This window comes from Dietzia sp. DQ11-44, assembly GCF_014145205.1.
GTDB lineage: Bacteria > Actinomycetota > Actinomycetes > Mycobacteriales > Mycobacteriaceae > Dietzia > Dietzia natronolimnaea.
On record NZ_JAALEC010000449.1, the window covers coordinates 1 to 3,217 of the forward strand.

Below are 3,217 nucleotides of genomic sequence, written 5' to 3' on the forward strand. Positions count from 1 at the left end.
GCGGGAGGCGGGCGCGGCTCGAGGAGTCGACGTCATGGGTCCACCCTGCCCCACGGTGGGGTCGCGCCCGGGCCGACCCCGCTGATCAGATCTTGACCAGCATCTTCCCCACGTTCGCCCCGCGCATGAGGTCGAGGAACGCGTCGACGGAGTTGTCGATGCCCTCGACCACGGTCTCGTCGAAGACGACCTCGCCCGAGGCCACCCACGGCCCGACCTTCTCCGCGAACTCCTTGAACAGGTGCATGTACTTGTTCACGGTGAAGCCCTGCAGGGTGAGCCCGCGGGTGATGGCGTGCCACATGTTGTCCGGGCCGGGCGAGCGCTCGGTGGCGTTGTAGGAGCTGATCGCGCCGCACAGGGCCAGGCGACCGTCGTCGTTCATCAGGTCCAGCGCGGCCTCGAGGTGGTCGCCGCCGACGTTGTCGAAGTAGACGTCGATGCCCTCCCCGTTCTCGCGACCGAAGTGCTCGCGCAGCAGCGTGCGGACCGGTCCGTCCTTGTAATTGATCGCGGAGTCGAATCCGTAGCTCGAGGTGGCCTTGTCGACCTTCTCCGCACTCCCGGCCGAGCCGACGACCTTCGAGGCGCCCATGAGCCGGGCGATCTGCCCGACGGCCGACCCGACGGAACCGGCCGCGCCGGAGACGAAGACGGACTCGCCCTTCTGGAACCGCCCGATGTGCAGGAGCCCCACGTAGGCCGTGAGGCCCGTGGTCCCGAGGATCCCCAGGTACGCCGAGACGGGAACGCCCTCGATCTCCTGCACCACCCGGAACTGCCGGCCGTCGCCCTGGGCGACGTCCCGCCAGCCGAGGTCGTGCATCACGACCGCGCCGACCGGGTGGGCGTCGGAGCGGGACTCCACGACACGCCCGACGGCGCCGCCGGTCATCGTCTCGTTCAGCTCGAACGGCGGGATGTAGGAGCGGCCCTCGTTCATCCGGCCCCGCATGTAGGGGTCGACGGAGAGGTACTCGTTGGCCACGCGCACCTCGCCCTCGGCGATCGCGGGGAGGTCGACGACGACGGTGCGGAAGTCGTCATGGGTCGGCCAGCCGCGGGGGCGGCTGACGAGCTGGATCTGGGTACTGGTCGTCATCACTCATGTGTACGCGCCCTGTCTGCGGGGCTGCCACCGGCCACACCTCTAGTAGGCTTCGCCTTCGTGCAGGACCAGCCCACTCCCGACCCCGCTTCGGCGACGCTCCCCGACGAGCGCGTCCGCAGTGAGATCGTCAGCGACTCCCACACCTTCCGCCGGGCCGTGGCCGACCTTCGCCAGGGGCTGGGCCAGCGTGAGCTCTGGCTCTCGCTGGGCTGGCAGGACATCAAGCAGCGCTACCGCCGCTCCACACTGGGGCCGCTGTGGATCACCATCGCCACCGGCGTCATGGCCACGGCGTTGGGGCTGCTGTACTCGATCCTCTTCCAGATCCCGTTGGCGGAGTTCCTCCCGCACGTCACCGTGGGTCTGATCCTCTGGGGCTTCATCTCCGGCTGCATCAAGGAGGGCTCGGAGGTCTTCATCTCCAACGAGGGCCTGATCAAGCAGTTGCCCAGCGCGCTCAGCGTCCACGTCTACCGGCTGGTGTGGCGGCAGTTCCTGTTCCTGTGCCACAACCTGGTGATCTGGGTCGTGCTGATGCTCATCTATCCGCGGCCGCTGGGATGGGACCTGCTGCTGGCCGTGTTGGGCCTGGCGGTGCTCATGGTCAACGGCGTCTGGGTGGCGATGCTGTTCGGCATCCTGGCCACCCGCTTCCGCGACATCGCGCCCCTGCTGGACTCCATGGTTCAGCTGCTGTTCTACATGACCCCCATCGTGTGGACCACGCAGACGCTGTACGAGCAGGGCGGGGAGATCGCCGACCGCGCCCGCATCGCCGAGCTCAACCCGCTCTACCACTACCTGGAGATCGTCCGCGCCCCCATGCTGGGCCAGCCCGTCGCCGCGTACCACTGGTGGATCGTCCTGGCCTGCACGGCCGTGGGGCTCATCCTCGCCTTTGTCGCACTGCGCCGGTTCCGCTCCCGAGTCCCGTACTGGGTGTAGGAGGTATATCCCATGAGCCCCGCCACACCCACCCCCGGCGGCGTGTCCATCGACTGTGTGGACGCGTGCGTGGACTTCCCGATCTTCGACGCCAAATCGCGCTCCCTCAAGAAGGCGGTCCTCGGCTCCGCCGGAGGCGCGATCGGCCGGAACTCGTCCAACGTCGTCGTCGTCGAGGCCCTGAAGGACATCACCCTCTCCCTCCGCGAGGGGGACCGCATCGGGCTGGTCGGGCACAACGGTGCCGGCAAGTCCACGCTGCTGCGGTTGCTGTCCGGAATCTACGAGCCCACCCGCGGCGCCGCCCGGATCAGGGGTCGTGTGGCGCCGGTGTTCGACCTGGGTGTGGGTATGGACCCGGAGATCACCGGGTACGAGAACATCATCATCCGTGGCCTGTTCCTGGGCCAGACCCGCAAACAGATGAAGGCCAAGATCGAGGAGATCGCGGACTTCACCGAGCTCGGCGATTACCTGGACATGCCGCTGCGCACCTACTCGACCGGCATGCGCGTCCGGTTGGCGATGGGCGTGGTGACCTCGATCGACCCCGAGATCCTGCTGCTCGACGAGGGCATCGGAGCCGTGGACGCGGAGTTCATGAAGAAGGCGCGGGTCAAGCTGGCCGACCTGGTGTCCCGGTCCGGGATGTTGGTCTTCGCCTCCCACTCCAACGAGTTCCTGGCCCAATTGTGCGACTCGGCGATGTGGATCGACCACGGTCGCATCCGGCAGCGCGGGAGCATCGAGGAGATCGTCACCGCCTACGAGGGCCCCGAGGCCGGGCGGTCGATCGCCGCGTACATGGAGAGGATGACGCGTGAGGGCTGAGGGGTCCGGCGCGGCCGGCGGGGCCGCGGAGTCCGGCGCGGACTCCCGGCGGGTCGTGGCCGTGGTCGTCACCCACCGACGGCTCGACCAACTCCGCGCCTCGCTGGAGATGGTGTGCGGGCAGACCCGGCCGATCGACCACCTGGTGGTGGTGGACAACGCCGACGAGCAGGCCGTGCGCGAGCTCGTCGAGTCACAGCCCGTGGAGGCCACCTACGTGGGCTCCAGGCACAACCTCGGCGGCGCCGGCGGATTCGCGTTGGGGATGCTGCACGCGCTGGCCACCGGCGCCGACCTCGTGTGGTGCGCTGACGACGACGGCAGGCCCGA

Annotated in this window: 4 protein-coding genes; 3 read left to right on the top strand and 1 reads right to left on the bottom strand. The window is 68.6% G+C overall.

Going from position 1 to position 3,217, the window contains the following annotated elements; translation table 11 throughout:
* Positions 1-85: 85 nt before the first annotated feature.
* A complete protein-coding gene (locus G6018_RS11615) occupies positions 86-1,102 on the bottom strand; it encodes an NADP-dependent oxidoreductase (protein ID WP_182639670.1) in 1,017 nt (338 codons plus the stop codon).
* A gap of 66 nt (positions 1,103-1,168) precedes the next feature.
* On the opposite strand from G6018_RS11615, the gene G6018_RS11620 reads away from it, so the two are divergent.
* From G6018_RS11620 to G6018_RS11630, 3 genes are all read left to right on the top strand, one after another.
* Positions 1,169-2,056 (top strand): ABC transporter permease, encoded by an 888-nt coding sequence (locus G6018_RS11620; protein ID WP_182639671.1) that lies wholly within the window; start codon positions 1,169-1,171, stop codon positions 2,054-2,056.
* A gap of 12 nt (positions 2,057-2,068) precedes the next feature.
* Positions 2,069-2,887, top strand: a complete 819-nt coding sequence (locus G6018_RS11625) for an ABC transporter ATP-binding protein (protein ID WP_095717095.1) — start codon at positions 2,069-2,071, stop codon at positions 2,885-2,887.
* On the top strand, positions 2,877-3,217 hold a 341-nt coding region (locus G6018_RS11630), incomplete at its 3' end, for a glycosyltransferase (RefSeq protein WP_347237855.1). The genes G6018_RS11625 and G6018_RS11630, both read left to right, overlap by 11 nt.